This is a genomic window from Paenibacillus anseongensis, from assembly GCF_009757995.1.
GTDB lineage: Bacteria > Bacillota > Bacilli > Paenibacillales > NBRC-103111 > Paenibacillus_E > Paenibacillus_E chondroitinus.
Genome location: NZ_WSEM01000016.1, coordinates 388,267 through 405,686, shown reverse-complemented (window position 1 = coordinate 405,686; position 17,420 = coordinate 388,267). Strand labels below are relative to the sequence as shown.

At 42.2% G+C, this 17,420-nt stretch carries 16 protein-coding genes and 1 pseudogene; 12 read left to right on the top strand and 5 right to left on the bottom strand.

Annotation, left to right across the window (positions count from 1 at the left end):
- Nucleotides 1–169: 169 nt before the first annotated feature.
- From GON05_RS18135 to GON05_RS18105, 7 genes are all read left to right on the top strand, one after another.
- Nucleotides 170–1,459, top strand: a complete 1,290-nt coding sequence (locus GON05_RS18135) for a Gfo/Idh/MocA family protein (protein WP_157320588.1) — start codon at nucleotides 170–172, stop codon at nucleotides 1,457–1,459.
- 128 nt (nucleotides 1,460–1,587) lie between these two features.
- Nucleotides 1,588–2,445, top strand: coding sequence for an ABC transporter permease (locus tag GON05_RS18130; RefSeq protein ID WP_157322183.1), 858 nt, complete (start codon nucleotides 1,588–1,590; stop codon nucleotides 2,443–2,445).
- Between the two features lie 20 nt (nucleotides 2,446–2,465).
- Entirely contained in the window at nucleotides 2,466–3,344 is an 879-nt protein-coding gene (locus GON05_RS18125) for a carbohydrate ABC transporter permease (RefSeq protein WP_157320586.1), read from the top strand.
- 60 nt (nucleotides 3,345–3,404) lie between these two features.
- A complete protein-coding gene (locus GON05_RS18120) occupies nucleotides 3,405–4,493 on the top strand; it encodes a mandelate racemase/muconate lactonizing enzyme family protein (RefSeq protein WP_157320584.1) in 1,089 nt (362 codons plus the stop codon).
- A 47-nt stretch (nucleotides 4,494–4,540) separates the two neighbouring features.
- The gene (locus tag GON05_RS18115) at nucleotides 4,541–6,043 is read left to right on the top strand and encodes an extracellular solute-binding protein (RefSeq protein ID WP_157320582.1); all 1,503 of its coding nucleotides are present in this window, start codon (nucleotides 4,541–4,543) and stop codon (nucleotides 6,041–6,043) included.
- Nucleotides 6,044–6,073: 30 nt separating this feature from the next.
- Entirely contained in the window at nucleotides 6,074–8,416 is a 2,343-nt protein-coding gene (locus GON05_RS18110; RefSeq protein WP_157320580.1) for a helix-turn-helix domain-containing protein, read from the top strand.
- Nucleotides 8,417–8,462: 46 nt separating this feature from the next.
- Nucleotides 8,463–9,008, top strand: coding sequence for a GrpB family protein (locus GON05_RS18105; RefSeq protein ID WP_157320578.1), 546 nt, complete (start codon nucleotides 8,463–8,465; stop codon nucleotides 9,006–9,008).
- A gap of 46 nt (nucleotides 9,009–9,054) precedes the next feature.
- Here GON05_RS18105 and GON05_RS18100 read toward each other — a convergent pair whose 3' ends face one another.
- Nucleotides 9,055–10,716, bottom strand: a complete 1,662-nt coding sequence (locus GON05_RS18100) for a histidine kinase N-terminal 7TM domain-containing diguanylate cyclase (RefSeq protein ID WP_157320576.1) — start codon at nucleotides 10,714–10,716, stop codon at nucleotides 9,055–9,057.
- 294 nt (nucleotides 10,717–11,010) lie between these two features.
- Between GON05_RS18100 and GON05_RS18095 the strand changes: the two genes are divergently transcribed.
- The 4 genes and pseudogenes from GON05_RS18095 to GON05_RS18080 all read left to right on the top strand — a co-directional run bounded on the left by GON05_RS18095 (nucleotide 11,011) and on the right by GON05_RS18080 (nucleotide 13,332).
- Nucleotides 11,011–11,247 carry a hypothetical protein gene (locus GON05_RS18095; RefSeq protein WP_185157224.1) on the top strand — a complete coding sequence of 79 codons (237 nt, stop codon included), beginning with the start codon at nucleotides 11,011–11,013 and terminating at the stop codon, nucleotides 11,245–11,247.
- 122 nt (nucleotides 11,248–11,369) lie between these two features.
- The gene (locus tag GON05_RS18090; protein WP_157320572.1) at nucleotides 11,370–11,843 is read left to right on the top strand and encodes a CDI toxin immunity protein; all 474 of its coding nucleotides are present in this window, start codon (nucleotides 11,370–11,372) and stop codon (nucleotides 11,841–11,843) included.
- Nucleotides 11,844–11,901: 58 nt separating this feature from the next.
- A pseudogene (locus GON05_RS18085) lies at nucleotides 11,902–12,423 on the top strand (SMI1/KNR4 family protein); the annotation flags it as partial.
- A 96-nt stretch (nucleotides 12,424–12,519) separates the two neighbouring features.
- Entirely contained in the window at nucleotides 12,520–13,332 is an 813-nt protein-coding gene (locus GON05_RS18080; RefSeq protein ID WP_157320568.1) for a hypothetical protein, read from the top strand.
- A gap of 213 nt (nucleotides 13,333–13,545) precedes the next feature.
- Here the strand turns inward: GON05_RS18080 and GON05_RS18075 are convergent, their stop codons facing one another.
- The gene (locus tag GON05_RS18075; protein ID WP_157320566.1) at nucleotides 13,546–13,950 is read right to left on the bottom strand and encodes a VOC family protein; all 405 of its coding nucleotides are present in this window, start codon (nucleotides 13,948–13,950) and stop codon (nucleotides 13,546–13,548) included.
- Between the two features lie 180 nt (nucleotides 13,951–14,130).
- Nucleotides 14,131–14,856, bottom strand: a complete 726-nt coding sequence (locus GON05_RS18070; protein WP_157320564.1) for an MBL fold metallo-hydrolase — start codon at nucleotides 14,854–14,856, stop codon at nucleotides 14,131–14,133.
- A gap of 149 nt (nucleotides 14,857–15,005) precedes the next feature.
- On the opposite strand from GON05_RS18070, the gene GON05_RS18065 reads away from it, so the two are divergent.
- Entirely contained in the window at nucleotides 15,006–15,590 is a 585-nt protein-coding gene (locus tag GON05_RS18065) for a TetR/AcrR family transcriptional regulator (protein ID WP_246239241.1), read from the top strand.
- Nucleotides 15,591–15,647: 57 nt separating this feature from the next.
- On the opposite strand, the gene GON05_RS18060 is transcribed toward GON05_RS18065, so the two are convergent.
- Nucleotides 15,648–16,049 carry a VOC family protein gene (locus tag GON05_RS18060; protein WP_157320562.1) on the bottom strand — a complete coding sequence of 134 codons (402 nt, stop codon included), beginning with the start codon at nucleotides 16,047–16,049 and terminating at the stop codon, nucleotides 15,648–15,650.
- A 77-nt stretch (nucleotides 16,050–16,126) separates the two neighbouring features.
- Nucleotides 16,127–17,347, bottom strand: a complete 1,221-nt coding sequence (locus GON05_RS18055; protein WP_220138824.1) for an MFS transporter — start codon at nucleotides 17,345–17,347, stop codon at nucleotides 16,127–16,129.
- Between the last annotated feature and the right edge of the window lie 73 nt (nucleotides 17,348–17,420).

Below are 17,420 nucleotides of genomic sequence, written 5' to 3'. Positions count from 1 at the left end.
CTAATGATTATAAGTTAATAAAAACTGACTCCTAGCACACGGAAAGCCCCGTTGATAACCGATTTGAGAAAAAGTCGCTTTAAAGATTGTATCCATTTATTCGGTTCTAAGAAATAATGAGATAAGTTTTACTGCAAGACGAAAACATAATCACAAAAAGAGGTGCATCATGAAACGACGAAGATACGCGATATGCGGTGTCAGCAATCGAAGCGTGAAAATGTATATCGGTCCGATGCTGCAAACTTTTTCGAAGCAGGCCGAGATTGTCGGATTACTCGATGTCGACACTAGGCGGTTTGACGTATGTAAGTCCAAATATCCAGAGCTTTCCGACGTTCCGGAATATGGGGCTGATGATTTCGATAAAATGGTCGAACAAACAAAGCCAGATGTGATTATTGTAACAGGGCGTGATGATACGCACGTGACGTATATCATTAAAGCGCTGGAACATGACTTGGATGTGTTGTCCGAGAAACCCATGGCAACGACAGGGGCGGATTGCCGCCGTATTATCGAAGCAGAGAAAAAAAGCAACGGCAAAGTGACGGTTACCTTTAATTACCGGTACACGCCCATTCACAGCCGGATTAAAGAAATGGTATTGGAAGGAAAGGTTGGCAGAGTAACTTCCGTTGACCTGAATTGGTACATTGATACCTACCACGGAGCTAGTTATTTTAAACGTTGGAACCGTATTCGTGAGCATTCCGGAGGACTTTCCATTCATAAAAGCTCCCATCACTTCGATTTGGTCAACTGGTGGATCGGTCAGAATCCGCTGGAAGTTTTCGCCTATGGCGCGTTGAACTACTACGGCCCGGATGGCGAGCTGAATCCGAAGAAGGAGGAAGGTCGTTACTGCGGAACTTGCGCGGATAAAGGAGATTGCCGTTATTTCATGCGTTGGTCGTCGCGGGGCAAGGAAGTCCATGTGAAGGATGATCATGTCGATGTGGGCTCCAATGATGTCCAGACGCCGTACAGCGGTTATCGGTCCGATGCTTGCATATTCGATTCTGAAATTAATATCGAAGATACGTATTCCGCTACCGTTAAATATGACGGCGGAGCATTACTCACGTACTCCGTTAACTTTTCACTTCCTTACGAGGGATACCGGCTTGCGATCAACGGCACGAAAGGCCGCATCGAAACGATGGAATATCATTCTCCCAGCAGGGTTCCGTTCCCGGTGCCCGAGCAGACGATTGAATACTTCCCGCTCTTCGGCTCCAAGGAAACGATTCATGTTGTGCATCGACAAGGTGGACACGGTGGCGGTGATCCTACTCTTTTGGAAGACATTTTTCTCGGTCCGGATCCGACTCGGCCCTATGATATATTGTCCGGCTCGATGGACGGCGCTAATTCCGTTGGGACTGGCGAAGCTGTTTGGATCTCCGTTAAAGAGAACAGGCCTGTCCGTATCAAGGATGTACTTACTTTGACTTAATTACATGCAGCAGAAAGGAGGCGTTAGGCTTGAAAACGGATGTGTCCGTGAGGAAGTCAACGGTTGGCTGGGGGCGTAGCGGGAGTCTTTTCTGGAGAAGACTCGTTAAAAGCCGTTATTTGTATATTATGGTTACACCGGGACTGCTTTATTTTGGCCTTTTTAAATATTGGCCGATGTGGGGAGTACTGATTGCCTTTAAGGACTACTTACCATTTCGCGGTTTTTGGAACAGTCCTTGGGTCGGTTTCAAGCACTTTGATCGCTTTTTCCACGATCCTGTGTTTTGGCTGCTGTTTAAAAACACGTTTGTATTGGCTATCTACAATATCGTCTTTTTCTTCCCAATTCCTATACTTATCGCGTTGATGCTCAACGAGCTGCGTCTGGAATGGTTTAAACGTACAGTACAGACGGCCATCTATATTCCGCACTTTGTATCCTGGGTTGTCGTTGTTGGAATGGCTTACACCTTTTTCTCATTGGAGAACGGTATCTTTACGAACATGCTTGTCCAAGCGGGAATGGAAAAAACCAATTTTCTCATGTCTAATACATGGTTCCGGCCGATGATCATTCTGGAAGTCATTTGGAAGGAATCCGGATGGGGGACGATCATCTTCCTGGCCGCGTTGTCAGGTGTTGATCCTACGCTATACGAGGCAGCTAAAATCGATGGTGCAGGACGCTTCAAACAGATGTGGCATATCACTTTGCCAGCAATTCGGAGTACAATTGTCATCTTGTTCATATTGAGGCTAGGTAACTTTTTGGATACTGGCTTTGAACAAATTTTTCTCATGCTTAATTCGACCAACCGTGAGGTAGGAGAGGTGTTCGACACTTATGTCTATTCTAACGGCGTTCAGCAGGGACAGTTCAGCTTCAGCACGGCTGTTGGTTTGTTCAAATCATTAGTAGGCTTATGCCTGGTATTAGCGGCTAACAAGATTGCAAAGAAATTCGGGGAACAAGGTGTTTATTAAAGTAGAAAGGAGCTGCTGCCATGATTCGTCAATCACTCGGTTCACGTATTTTTGATATTGTAAATGTCGTCGTGCTAATTGCCATTGCCTTAATTACTTTGATTCCGTTCGTGTTTGTATTGTCAGGCTCGTTAACGGCTTCTGAAGAGCTGATTCGCCGCGGTGTCGTCCTGATTCCAACGAAATTATCGCTGGATGGTTACAAATATATTTTTTCGACGAAAACGATTTTGTGGAGTTTAAGTGTAACCGCTTTCATAACCATTGCAGGCACGTTAATCAACCTGTTTTTTACCACGCTGACAGCTTATCCGCTCGCGAGAAACGAGTTTATGGGACGACGTCCGATTATGCTGCTCATTTTGTTCACCATGTTGTTCAGTGGAGGGATGATTCCAACATTTCTGGTTGTGAAATCGCTTGGACTGCTTAACAGTTATGGATCATTGCTTATTCCAGGCGCCATCAGTGCATTTAACTTGATTATCATCAGAAATTTCTTCCAACAGCTGCCTGACGGGCTGGAGGAGTCTGCGAAAATCGACGGATGCAACGATTTTCAAATTTTGATCCGCATTGTGCTGCCACTCTCTCTTCCGGCCATGGCAACCTTTGCCTTATTTTATGCGGTGGGTCACTGGAACACGTTTTTTAATGCCATTCTATATATCAATGATACGACGAAATGGCCGATTCAAGTATGGCTTCGCCAAATTGTCATCTTGTCACAAGGAGGGGTCGGGGATTCACAACAGATGGGAAGCGATTATGTAGCGCCTCCCGGCGAAGTGATCAAGATGGCGGTTATCGTTGTATCGACCGTTCCGATTCTACTTGTTTATCCATTTTTGCAAAAGCATTTTGCCAAAGGGGTTTTACTCGGTTCCGTGAAAGGCTAGTCATACAGCAGATTGCTGATTACGAACCGATTATTTTTGTAACGACACTAGGAGGCTAACATGAAAATTACGAGCATTACTTGTTACAAGCAAACGATGGGATTGTTTTATGTAAAAGTAGAAACCGACGAAGGAGTTTATGGTTTCGGCGAATCAAGCCCGATGCGGCCGGATGTGCTGATGCAAATCATGAACACGGTGATCAAGCCTGCTGTCATTGGGATGGACCCTTTTCAAACGGAATTGATCGAAGAGGTGGTGCTGCGGAGAAATTACAAAATATCAGGTCAATTGCTTGCCTCGGCGTACAGCGGTCTCGAAATCGCGTTATGGGATCTGAAGGGTCGCTATTTGAACCAGCCGGTGTATAATTTAATCGGAGGTCTCTATCGTGATCACATTCCGCTGTATGCATCCAGTATGAGTCGCGATCTAACCCATGCGGAAGAAGCGGATAAAATTCGCGATGCGATCGAACGTCTTAAGGTCAAAGCCGTCAAAATCAAGGTAGGACCTCGTTTCGGGACAGGGCTCCCGGTTGATTTGAACGATGATGTGCTCAAGGTCAAGGCGGCTCGAGAAGCGATTGGACCCGATTGCAAGCTGATGATTGACGGCAACAGCTCTTATACGTACATTCAAGCCGTACAACTTTTCGATCGTATTAAGGAATACAACATTCATCATTTTGAAGAGCCTTGCCCGTATTACGATGTAGACACTTACGTGAAGCTGGCGAACACGCTGCCTGTCCCCATCCATGTGGGCGAACAGGATTGGAATATATTCACTTTCCGTGACTTTATTAGCAAGGGCGCTTGTCATCTGTACGCAGCTGATCCTGTCAAATGCGGGGGAATATCTAGCGCGAAGCGCGCTGCTGCTTTATGCCGTGCGTTCGGCATTCACTATGTGCCGCACAACACCACCAAGGGCATCGGCTTCGCCGCAGCCATTCATTTGGCGGCCAGTTCGCCGGAATGCAGCAGCTTTTACGAATACAACATCGAATCAAACAGTACGAGAGAACGTTATTTGAAACAGCCTTTCGAAGTGAAAGATGGACATGTCCTTGTACCGCATGGACCAGGGCTGGGAATCGAATTGGATGAGGAACTAATGGAAGCTACACTTGAAGTTATTCGATAAGATTGTTTTGACTATTAAAAGTTCGTAATTAGGGGGCCAACTTATCCATGAAAACGAATCCTATTTTTAAGCGGGGACTGCTCGTTACAGGAGCATTATCAATTATTCTCGCTTCGGCATGTTCCAATGGCGAGGGAACCAAACCTAATGCATCGGAATCTACGAAGCCAGCAGAACTTACCATGATGAATCTGTATTTGACACCAGAGCCTCCAAAAATGGATAGCGAAGCGATGAAACTGCTTCAGGAGTACACCAACACGAAATTAAACATCACTTGGGTTCCCAGCTCAAGTTATAGCGAGAAGGTTACCGCCTCGATCGCTGTTGCCGGGGACCTGCCACAGATCCTTCTCGTGAAAGACGACCGTAACCCTGCGATTATCGAAGCTGCACGAGCAGGCTTGTTCTGGGAACTGGGGCCGTATCTGAAGGATTATCCGAATCTGAAAACGTTGGATGCTACACGTCTAACCAATACGTCAATTGACGGTAAAGTGTACAGCATTTTCCGTTGGAGACCGATGGCGCGCAACGGCGTCATTATTCGCAAAGACTGGTTAAATAATCTGGGTCTGCAGGAACCAAAAAACCTCGACGACCTGATGAATATTTTCAAAGCTTTTACCTATAACGACCCTGATAAAAATGGTAAAAATGACACGTACGGCATCTCATTTGACTCCAGCAGCGCGCAAATTTTTCACCTCCTTGCTATGATGGGCGCTCCGAATACGTGGGGATACAAAGATGGTAAAATGTCGCCGGACTTTATGACGAAGCCTTATATGGATACGATGAAATTACTGCAGCAAATGTTCAAGGATAAATTGTTTAACAGTGACTTTCCAGTGGTTAAAGACCGAACTGTATTGGTGAATCAAGGTAAAGCAGGCGTATACATTGGGGCTTACGATGATTTGAACTCCCGGTTCACTGACTTATTGAAAGCGAATCCAAAGGCTGAATTGGATACCGTTGCTACTTTGAGCGGACCAGGGGGAATGAAAGTACAGGGAGGTACCGGCTACAACAGCGTATATATGATCCCGAAAACAAGCGTAAAAACCGAGGATGAACTCAAAAAAGTTCTTACCTATATCGATAAGCTCGGTGATGAAAAGGTACAGAACCTAATGGCGTGGGGGATTGAAGGCAAGCACTATAAGGTGGAGAATGGCCAAGCTGTGCGGATTGACGAGCAAGTATTCACCGACGAAATCTATAATAATCTGTTCCAATTAATGGTGTTTGATGGCAGCAAGGCGCTTCCTGGTAAGCAGGACCCTAGCGTTGATAAGTATAACAAGCTTATTCAGAACAACGAACAATACGCAGTTCCGAATCCGGCCTTGCCGCTTCTTTCCAAAACTTATATGGAAAAAGGAAAACAGCTGGATCAGGTCATTACGGATGCTAGAACCAAATTTATCTTGGGTGAACTGGACGAAAATGGCTTTCAACAAGCCATAGCTAACTGGCAAAAGCTAGGCGGAGACCAAGTCATGTCCGAGTACAAAAGCGAGTATGAGAAAACAATGAAAAAATAATGGGTGCGATGGCACCCACTTCATGCGATAATGTACGCAATCGAATCTTATAAATGGCATAAAGAAAGTGAGATTGTCATGAAGCTGAATTTGCCCCGTTATCAAGTGAAACTGTTCGCATTATGCCTACTGCTTGGCGCCATACCTGTTATGGTGCTAGGCATTTTTTCGTATATGAAATCATCGAGCATCATTGAAAGCAAAGTGTTGAAAGGAAATGAGCAGCTTCTTCAGCAGACGCAGATCCAAATTGAAAACACGCTGAAAATTATTGATTTCTCCATCTTTCAACTTGGGAATTCGCAAGCGGTTACAGATCTTCTGCCTATACAAATCAAGGCTAACGATTTCCCGCTGGTGGACAGATTGTTAGAAACGATGCAACGCATTCAAATTTACGAACTAGGAATTCTTGATATTCGACTGATTAATATTGAACAGCAGTGGGAGATAAATGATAAGGGTTACACGAAGCTGAAAGATTCGGAAGATCTTCAGCTGTTTCGTTCATCATCTCCACTAAACAGGCAATTCAAATGGATAACACAGACGGTGGAGGGAAAAGCAGGAAAGCCATCACAAACGAATGTCTTTTTGTTCAAACAATTTCCGAATCTTTCGGCAAATCCCAGTGCTTTCCTGGTGACCCAAATGTCAAATCAGGAGCTGTTCAAAGTACTTCCCAAAAGCAGTGAACTGGGATCGTTGATTATACTAGACGACAAAGGCCATATCATCGCGACTGACATGGCGTCCTCAATGGATGCGCTCGTTCGAAATACGCCATTGTTGAAGGAAATGACCGAAGCTTCCGATCCAAACGGTTACCGTATTCAAAAAATGGGGAAAGAAGAGTACGGCTTCACCTACCGCAAATCGTCCTATAACGGATGGACGTACCTGTCTGTCGTGTCGCTGGACAGCCTCACACGGGAATCACAATCCATCGGTTGGGCTACAATATGGGCCTGTTTCGTCATCATTGTTTTGATTTCAGTTCTCTCGCTGAAGGGAGCAAATAAGCTGTATTTGCCTGTCCGAGGCTTGTATCAGAGAACCGCACAACCAGGTGAAGCTTCTGAATCTCAAGATCCGCAGGATGAGTTCAAGGTAATCGAAAGCCGTATAGAAAAAATGTCGCAAAATTATCGGCATATGACTAGCCATGTACAAAGTTTAAGGAATCAATTAAAACCTTTTATGATATATAAATTAGTGCAGGGGGAACTGTCGGCCAAAGAGATTGAAGAGCAGATCAGGCTGTTTGGTTATAACCCGGAATTCCGATGGCTCGCCGTCGTGGTGATTCAGATGGAAACACTTGAGCCTACTCGCTATCAAGAAAGCGACCGTGACCTGCTATTGTTTGCGGTCAGCAACATTGTAGAGGAGCTGGTGCCAACCGAGTATCGTCTGAATCCTGTAGTTATCAAGCAATCACAGGTTACCGTCATCCATGGTAATCACGATTCACCGGAAGCATTTAAGGAGTTTCTCTATGAAACGATCAAGCAAGTCCAGGCTAACGTGCTTACATTTCTTGATCTTCCTATCAGTGCAGGCATCAGCAGACCTTTCCAAATGTATAAGGATACTCCTAAAGCCTATGAAGAGGGGCTTGATGCGCTGAAGTATCGCATAACGAAAGTTACCGAGACGATCCTTTTTATCGAAAATGAAGAACCGGAGAAGCAAATGGTGTTTTTCCCCGATCATCTGGAGAAGCAGCTGGTGGAAGCCGTGAAGTTCACGGATGAGAAGCGAGCCCATGCCTTATTAAAGGAATTTCTACAAATATTGTCGAATCGAGAGCTCAAACATAACCAGATGTATAACTGGCTTATGAAGCTTCTGCTGGATTTGTTATACATCCCGGAGCGGCAGGATCGGCCTTCTTTCTCGCTGGATACGAATGCAACACCATTGTATGAACAATTGAAGCGCTTTAACACGATTCAGGAAATTGAGGATTGGTTCATGGTGCAAATTATCATGCCGATTATCCATAGTGAGGATCAGAACAAGGAAGCGCCGCATCAGAAAATATCAAATGAGGTCATCCGGATTATTCAAAGTGAATATGACCGGGAATTAACGCTCGAGGAGTGCGCTTCGCGACTTAATTATCATTCCAGCTATATCCGGCGTGCATTGAAAAAAAGCTTGAATATTAATTTTACCGACTATTTGCTTTCATACCGGATGGAAATTGCCAAAAAATGGCTGTTGGAAACAGATATGAAAATAGCCGATATGTCGCAAAAGCTTCAATATAATAATGCTCAAAATTTTATTCGCTATTTCAAGAAAACGACGGGTTTGACACCGGGGCAATACAGGGAAAAGATTTTAAATGACAATGATGGGGAGTAACTGTAGGGGAAGATGTATGCGCTATTATGGAAGGTGCTGATACGAGATGTCAAAAAAACGGTACGAGGTCGAAGAAAACGAAGTTAGCGTAGTTCCTTTTGACACTAATTGGTTCGTATTATTTACCGAGGAAGCACGCAGCTTAAGAAATGCAATTAACGATATCGTTCATTCAATTGAACATTTCGGCAGCACTTCCGTTGAAGGGCTAGATGCTAAGCCTATTGTAGATATTCTGGTTGGGACACAATCTGATGTTAGTCTGACGGAAGCTCATATTGAAGCTCTTGCAGAGTTAGATTATGAATTTTTAGGGGAAGATGGGCGAAGACTTGGTAGATTTTTTTTCCGGAAAAGAGGGGGGAATAACTTTAACGTAAGTTTCGTACCATTTGATGGGGACTTATGGAGAGATAATATCGTATTGCGTGATTATTTGCGTGCGCATCCGGATGAAGTTCGTCGCTATGCTGCAATTAAGAAAGCAGCGGCGCACACATCACCCAATAGCTTACTGGGATATCAGAACTATAAGCGCTCTTTTGTAGAGGAAATGAAAGAACGTGCGCGAGCTTGGAGTGGAACGATATGAAAGCAAAAAAGATTGTACTAACGTGTGAACGTTAGTTCAATCTTTTTTATCTTACGACACTGACGATCCGATTTCGGCCTTCTTCTTTTGCTTTATACAGAGCTTTATCTACAGATTCAAGCAATTCGTTTAAATAGGAATGGGGACTTCTTAGACTTTCCATTGTGAAATTATTAATCGTTAGCAATCCAATACTTATCGTAATCGATATAGAATGCGGTATATCTTTCACGATCATCTTATTGGATTCAACGGTGGATTTGACTCGCTCAGCTAAGAAATTTGCCTGTAATTGACTCGTTCGCGGTAAATAGATCATAAACTCCTCCCCGCCATAACGAGCCAAAAGGTCTGTTTGACGCAAGGTTTGTCGAATTGCTGCCACCGTGCTAAGTATCATTTGATCACCGACTAAATGGCCGTAACTGTCGTTAATTAACTTGAAATAGTCGATATCTAATAAAATAACTGAGAATGGGATTTGGTGTTTGATATTATTCATTACTTCATACTCTAACTTTTGTGTCAGGTAACGGCGGTTATAAATACCTGTTAGCCCATCGGTTATGGCCATCTTTTCGAGTTTCCGGTTTGTTAGTGAGAGTTCATCTTGTTTAATAATTAACGATTGGTTGCGTTCATGCAGGATTTCGTTCTGAGAATTCGTTTCATGAATGAGGCGATAAAATTCGCTCACGTCTTGAAAAGTGATAACACGTCCCACCATTTCACTATCCACACGGATAGGTGCTGTTTGAATATTGACATACCGTTCATTAGGGAACTCTATTTCGATTTGAGTTCGTTTCAAAGGGTGCATTTGATACGTTTGAAGGAACAAATGAATATTGCTCTTAGATTGCCCTTTAGAGAGTAGATTGGCCATATCAAAACGGGAACCTATACGAAAACTAATATGAGGAAGTAGAGTGCGATTTATTTCTACAACTACTTCATTATCATTGAGTACCAGAATCCCATGATCGATAGTATCTATAATATCTTGATGAGCTATTTTTACAATATCAAATGCTTTATCGCGATGAATGGCTATGACAAAGAAAATAGCAGAAAGTAATATGCCTAAAGATGTCAACCCTGGAATGGCGGGTAAAGGTAAATGAAGGACAACATTTAAGAATATATCTAAACATACAAATACGGTCATTACCGTAATTCCTTTAAACACTTGCTTGACCTGCGTTTTGATACGTGTTGCCTTGTCGGATATTAATGCCCGACTCATCAGATAAAGCGAAACTATAATATAGACGATCAAGACAGTAATGAGAACCCAAAAAAGGGGTCCATAAGTCCTGTGGATGTAATTACCCTGCAAAGGTAGAACGAACTTACCATTTGGATTAACAATCACGCAAACTGCTACGAATATAGCCGGAACAAAAAGCAATATTGACAATTTTTTTCTCAGAAATCGTGCATGTCCAGTGAGAAATATGGTGAAAAGAAGCCAACCGACGGCTATCAGGCACATATCAATAAAAGATAGTTTTAAATAAAATAATTGAACTTTGGGAGTGTCTACCGCTTTAATGGCAAATTGGCAGATCGGCCAGAACATCATACAAAAATGGAACGTTAAATAAACTTTGTGCAAACTCGTGATGGTTACGGAAGCGAATACATAGACAAATAATGCAAACAAAAGTAAAAACAAGGTCAAGTCAGTAAACGACAAAAAATCCATGTTACACCCTCTAAAGTAATAATAATATTCATATAATTACTAGCTTTAGGTTAAAAGTCCTGCTTCATTGTACGAATATATTATTTAAGTGAAAATATCTCAACTTTTCGTTAAATGACATATGCCGGAAACGTTCATCGTTCAGTATTGACAGATTTTTTCATTTTGTCGTGTTGGACTGTGATATAATAATTTTTGGAATAAAAAGTGAGGTGTATCATCATCAATAAAAAAGCGTTAAGCAGTATATTCTTTATCATAGGCGGGCTTGCGTTGCTGCCATATCCTTTCTTGATGATTGCAAACATCATGCAGATTGCCGGGGTTCGGTCGGAAGGCGATAGCGCCCTGTTATTATTTGTCGTATACGCATTCGTAATCGTGTCCAGCTTGTATTTGATTACGTATTTGGTATGTTTGATTCTCGCGATCGTCAAGCGAAAGCAAGGATTTTTACTGATTTCAGCCATTCCACTTTATCATTTGGTCTTGGTTTTTGTGTTGCTTTTGGTTTGGTTCTTATTTGAGTAGGACACCAATTAGAAGATGAATGTTTGTTTGAAAATGAAGTATAGGCAGCCGGTTGGCTGCCTTTTCTTGATTGATGAGATAGATAGGGAATGAATCCAAAATAATGCTTTGTAGGAGTTTACATGGAAAAGAACTTGGATAGGAAATGGAGAATGCAACAGCTAATAAGCAAACAAAAGTTAAAACATAAAAAAGAGTATGGGGTACTCTTTGAGGAATGTATGAATGTTTTGGGAAATGAAGTTTCCATCTTGTCCAAAGTAGATGGAGAAGAAGCTTACGATTGTCTCCAAAAAACCTATCCATTTTCACCTTGGTCAAGGATTGATTGGGAGCATGTAAGCTCCAAAATGGTCGTTGATAATGCGAAAGAACTTGAGAAGTATCTTAGCAAAGAATTTGATGAGAGTGATGAAAATGTATTCATCCTCTGGAGCTATGGAGATTTCCCTGTGTTAAAGACTCAACTTCAAAAAGCTTTAGAGGTAATAGATGATTTAAGGGCTGTTAGCTCGGATATCTTTATTCTATCACCATCTAGATTCGTTATTGAATGTTATCATGAAGGGGAAATCACCATTGGGTTCCGAAATTGATATTATACCATTTTATAAGTGAATTTTTAGCTAAAAACTCGAGGAGGGTATCGAAATCATGAGATTTTTTGAAAATTTTAATCTCACCGATTTTTGGAAGGAAAGTGAATATGCATTAAAGGCATATGTGGAAGAATATCCATCAGATGAGCTTATTAAATCAATTGAAAAAGAATTGAATTACAAATTACCGACTTCATATGTAAGTCTAATGAAAGTACAGAATGGTGGAATACCGAAAAATACTTGTTTTCCCACTACCAGTCCAACATCATGGGCGGAAGACCACATTGCAATTACAGGTATTATGGGTATTGGACGTACTAAAAGTTACTCGTTATGCGGAAATCTCGGGAGTCAATTTATGATTGATGATTGGCAATATCCAGCCATTGGGATAGTAATATGCGACTGTCCTTCTGCTGGTCACGATGTAATCATGCTTGATTATCGAAAGTGTGGCAAAGACGGAGAGCCGGAAGTAGTTCACGTCGATCAAGAATGTGATTATCATATTACGTTTCTGGCGAAGGATTTTGAAACTTTTATTATGGGATTAGTCAATGATGAAGAATTCGATTAATGTAGAGCAATAGATGAATTACGGTAAGTGCTCTTACAAACTATGGAATAACGTTTTCTTGATATCAATAGTAGTTAATTTGGAGGAAATTTGATGAAACGCACAGCTGATATCCTGATTCGAGGAAACAGCAGTTTATTTAATAAAATTTGTAGTCAATTTGAAGGTAGGCTGGATCAGTTAAAATTAGAACCAAGCGGTCTCCAAATAGTAATAGATGAAGAGAAACGAGAATATCAAGAATTAATGTTAATGATCAACAGAGAAGGTATTAAATATTCTATTACAGAAACCAGAGAGTACACAAAGAAAGAATTGAAGGAAGCAAAGTTTTTTCATGTAGGAGTTTTCTATCCATGGGAGCAGGATGCCCTCAAGAATGCTGAATTTTATGGGACAAAGTACGTCCAGGACCATCACTGTGAACACTGTGGTAAGGTTCAGACTTCTGAATTAAAGTTGGATGTGAAGAAAATTGGTAAGCATCATTTAATTCATATTAGACCTGAACTAATTATTACCGAATATGCTAAAGAGGTTATTGAGAGCAGTCAGCTAAGCGGATACGAAATCCTTCCCGCCAGTGATTATAAGACTCGGTATGATCAAAAGGTATATCATCTGGTTATTAAGAGTATTTTGCCACCATTTGATAATCATGTACGTTGTGACCCGTATGAACATTATCCTGCTAGTGATTGCGATATTTGCAGTTTGAGAGGCTTTCCTCGGTCAGAATTTGTTTACAGAGAAGAAGAAGTGGAGAAGTTCCAGGACTTTAATTTAACTTTTGAGTACTTGAACGCTTATCAGAATCGTTTGTTAATCATAAGCACTGAAGTAAAAGAAATTTTTCATAATCATAAAATAAAGCTGCTTAGACCAGAACCAGTTAGATTCATATAAAGAAAGTTTATTACTAGTACCAAAATACGTCTAACAATGTGATAATTCTAATATCCGGATTCTGACGCTTTACAAATAAGTAATCCACGTAGTATCAATAGATTCAATCTAAACGTTATATTCCTCGAGAATAAGTAATGAAGAATCTAGAAAAAAAGTAGAGACCATAGCTCATTGTTATGGTCTCTTCCTATGAAGTGGTCAGTCAAACTGTCAAGATCTACCGCTGAACCGTTTGATCGCTTCCTCGGTCACCGGCGTGAAGAGGTTAATCAGGTTACCGTCGGGATCGCGAAACAGCACAGCACGGTTCCCCCACGGCATCGTGGTTGGTTCGTTTACCCACTCGTCGACAAAAGGCTTCAAGCGCTCGTATTCGGCATCGACATCGTGGACGTGAAACTCGATGATAACTGTGCGATTGTTGGCCGCCACAGCTGAACCAGCACCGAACAGTTGTACCGTCTGGGAATGACCGATCGCCAGGGTGCACGATGGTACAACAAGTTCAGCAAAGACGGGCGCGGGGCGTTCCGCCGAAACTCCCATGACTTTCTCATAGAAATCGACGAGACGATCCACGTCGTCGGTAATGATGCGTACAGAAGCAAAATTCATGAGATACCATCCTTCCTATTATAGATGATACCATTCAGTATCATATCTTCTTTTTGGGTCAAATTACTTCGCATTTAATTCCCACTCCTTTCTGTTACTTACTCTGATTATATAAAAACGCTACTGACAACAGTGTGTCAGTAGCATTTAAACATGCAATTGGAAAGCCCCTAATTTTAATTATGAAGTACTGTCCGTCAACGCGGCAATCCTCTCATTCATATTGCCACGTAATCGCCCGCCATGATAGCAAATGACAGTTTCAATATCATACATGTTGAGCTTTTTCAATGATTGAAGCGCGGTTCTCAAATCCGTTGTTAAGGCTTTAATTGGGCCTTTGAGTTCTCCATTTTCAATTACCATAGCATCTCCCGCAATTAACGTCTTGGTGGGCTGATGATAGAAACAGACATGTCCAGGTGTATGGCCAGGCGTGTGAATCACTTTGATCCCGCCAGCAAGTGGCAGTGTTTCGCCGTCTACCAATGTACGATTAACATTAGCACTCGTGGGCTTAACGAAAGCTGCTTCAAAATCGCTTTGTATCTTTTTCGGAAGTGTAGCCAACAGACCGAATAGTCTTTCCAATGGTATTTTTAGCATCGGCTGTTTCCCATTAATAACTGCCTTATCCTTTTCATGAGCATAAACAAGAAGCCCCGGATTATCTGCTATAAAGGTTGGAAGGCCCCCGATATGATCAATATCTTGATGGGTTAAAAGGATGGAACTAAGGCGTTGTTTAATGCCCGCTCGCTGAATAAGCTTCAAAATTGCTGGGGCAGAGCCAGGCATTCCTGTGTCAATCAGTATCGACTCCTGTTTGTCGAATAATACAGTCGGGCAGATCGTCATCATCCCCCAATTTAGCTCTAACATTTCAATACCGTCTGCAATCCGCATCTCTCAGCCTCCATTAGGTATGGTATATTAAAGTAACAGATGTTGCCTTAATGAGAAATATACAACCGTCGAATGAATGGAAACAACCAACAATCGTAGCAGGAATGTTGCTATAGCGATAAAGCAGATAAATTGTCGGGGAAGGTATGATGAAAATGGGGACAAAAGTATTGAACGTACGAAATACACAAACAAAACAGTCACTAATCAACGCATTTATGCAGTTAGTTTCTGAAAAGGATTTTGAAAAAATAAGAATAGCAGATATTTCGCAAAGAGCACACGTTAATAGGGCTACTTTTTATGCTCATTTCAATGATAAGTACGAGTTATTGGACTACATGATTGGAGACTCCGCTTCTGCTGCTATTGTGGAATTTACTTCAGGAACTGTGAAATTCGATCAGGATAGTATCTTTCAGCTCGTCTTAGGAGCATGTTATTTTTATCAACAACCGAAAATGAAATGTCGCAGCAGCTATATAGGTTTAGTCGTACCACAACTGAAAGAGAAAATGATTAATGAATTGAAGATCTATTTGGATAAAAGCTTGGAAAATATGCAAACAGAAATTGAAAGGGATTTTTATGTGCCTATATTTGCAAACATCATTAATGAAGGTGCACTTCAATGGGCTTCTGGCAAAGTTACAATGAATCAAGAGGAAATAGCGAGGAGAGTCTCATTATTAGTAATAGGAGGATATCAGCTTTCCAAGGAAAGAATTGTATAACAAGTTTAAAATGAAAAAAAACACCGGATACCTTAAGCAGGTGACCGGTGTTTTCTATTAGCGTTTAGGCATTTTGCTCTCATCCATGTACAACAGGTTCCAGCGGTGACCGTCCAAGTCGGCAAAACCTGCACCGTACATCCAACCGTCCGTTTCACTCGGCTTGCCAAAGATGCTTCCTCCGGCAAACTCTACTTTTTGAATAAACGTATCTACTTCTTCTCTGCTCTTAGCGCCAATGGAAAATATGACTTCTGCGCTATGGGAAGTATCTGCGATTTTTGAACCTGTAAATTTCTCAAACACCGTATCCGGGAACAGCAAAATCGTTGTTTGGCCTATGGCAAGCTTGGCTCTCTCGTTACCCATACTCACTGCTTGGAATCCAATCTCATTAAAAAAGGCGGTTGACCTCTCAACATCTTTGACCGGCAAGTTAATCCAAATCTCTTGTGACATGGCTATAGCCTCCTGGAATATATTTTCAACTATCTCAACTATACTCTATTTCAGGCCGCAGAAGCGAATTGCATCATTTACGACTGCTCAGATAGGGTTCGCATTTTTCGAAGTGATGGGAATAGATACATCCAGAGCCCAGCGATTGCAAGCGTACCAAGACCACCGACGAATACCGCAGGAACCGCTCCAATAAAACCGGCTAAAGTCCCCGACTCAAACTCTCCCAACTGATTAGAAGTACCGATAAAGAGGGAGTTAACGGCATTGACCCGCCCTCGCATTTCATCCGGAGTTTGCAGTTGTACGAGAGATGACCGAATGATGACGCTAATCACATCTGAAGCACCAATGAAGAATAATGCCACAAGGGAAATGAATAGATGACTCGAAACGGCGAAAAGCATAGTCGCTAATCCGAAGACGGCAAGGGCTGCAAACAGAATGTAGCCAACAGCTTTTTTCAGTGGATAATAGACCAAGACAATTGACATTAACAAGGCACCGATGGCTGGTGCGGTCCTCATTAAACCTAGTCCCCATGGTCCTGTATGAAGAATATCCTGTGAAAAAATTGGCAATAAAGCGGTTGCACCACCCAACAGCACAGCAAAAAGATCAAGTGATATCGTCCCAAGGATGATCGGTTGGCGGTAAACGAACATGATGCCAGAGAAGAGGGAACGTAGAGACACCGGCTCAGATTTGCGCACAATAGGCGTTGAACGGATGAAGAAGGTTAGGATGCCCGCGGTTAAAAGAGCGAGCGAGGCAGCTGTATAAACAAAAGATGAGCCTGCCCAATATAGTAATCCCCCCATGGAAGGTCCAAGTATCTGCGATAATTGTCCGACCGAGGTGTTCCAGGATATCGCCTGTTGAAGGAATTCCTTTGGTACCAATTGAGGCAGCAAAGCTGAGGAGGAAGGACCTTCGAATGCCCGGCATGCTCCTAAAATGGCCGCCATTACTAGGATATGATTCTGACCTAATGAATTTGTAAGACTACCTGATAAAAGCAATAAGGCGATAACGCCCTCTACGATTTGACAGAGAAAGACGATATATCGCCGATCATAGCGGTCTGCGAAATGCCCAACGACCAAGGTCAGCAGAACCATGGGGAGAAATTGGGCTAGTCCAACAAGACCGAGACTGAAGGCATCATGGGTCAACTCATACATTTGCCAACCGATCGCTACAGAAAGCATCTGGAAGGCAATTGAGGATAACATTCGTGATACCCAATAGTTCTTATAATAGGGAATTTGTTGAATTGAACTGCTTGATGGGGCCAATTGTATGACACATCCTTTCGACTAATAACTCATAAATTGTATTATATGCCTTACTCAAAAAAGAAGTCTATAG